We start from the raw sequence: 658 nt of genomic DNA on the forward strand, positions 1-658 counted from the left end.
GAGGGGGAGGGTCGGCTCGCGTCGCGCAGCGAGGCGAGACGGGGTGGGGTGATCTCTCAACGCAAAGACTGCCCGAGCGGAGAGATCACCCCACCCCGCTCGCGCTGCGCGCGATCGACCCTCCCCCTCCAGGGGAGGGTGGCACCCCGCTACCGCTGCTTTCCTTCTTCGCCGACACTTTTCATTAAAATTCTCCCGCGCGGCTTAGCCGGATGGCATCAACTCATCTGCATCATCCTGCACATGTTCGCTGCGAAACCTGCGGAGCTGGAGGAGACGTGCCGCAATTCCCACGCAAATACGCGCGCGTGAAGCCCGCAGGGCTGGTGTCGCGCCAGGCCAAGATCATCACCGACGCGCGCGCGCCGGTCATCACCTGCACGCTGATCGACTATTCGCCCGGCGGCGCCTGCGTCGATCTCGGCGGCCAGGTGAAGATCCCCGATCGCTTCGAGCTGCTGCACGTCAACACCAGGAAGCGCTGCCGCATCGCCTGGAAGCGCGGCACGCGCGTTGGCGTGGTGTTTTGAGGTTTGCTTACCCTCCCCTGGAGGGGTCCGGGACGAGCGTAGCTCGCCCGTGGGTCGATCGCGCGTAGCGCGAGCGGGGTGGGGTGATCTCTCCACGCGGGCACTGTGGGATGAGGAGAGACCGTCAC

The 658-nt window shown here is 66.3% G+C and carries 1 protein-coding gene; it reads left to right on the plus strand.

Annotated features, from left to right (window positions below; all coding sequences use genetic code 11):
• Nucleotides 1-278: 278 nt before the first annotated feature.
• Nucleotides 279-530: a PilZ domain-containing protein gene (locus SE92_RS21305; protein WP_063198101.1), complete on the plus strand. Its 252-nt coding sequence runs from the start codon at nt 279-281 to the stop codon at nt 528-530.
• Nucleotides 531-658: the final 128 nt, after the last annotated feature.

Origin of the sequence: Bradyrhizobium sp. AT1 (assembly GCF_001590795.1) — a bacterium.
In the GTDB taxonomy this organism is placed as follows: domain Bacteria; phylum Pseudomonadota; class Alphaproteobacteria; order Rhizobiales; family Xanthobacteraceae; genus Bradyrhizobium.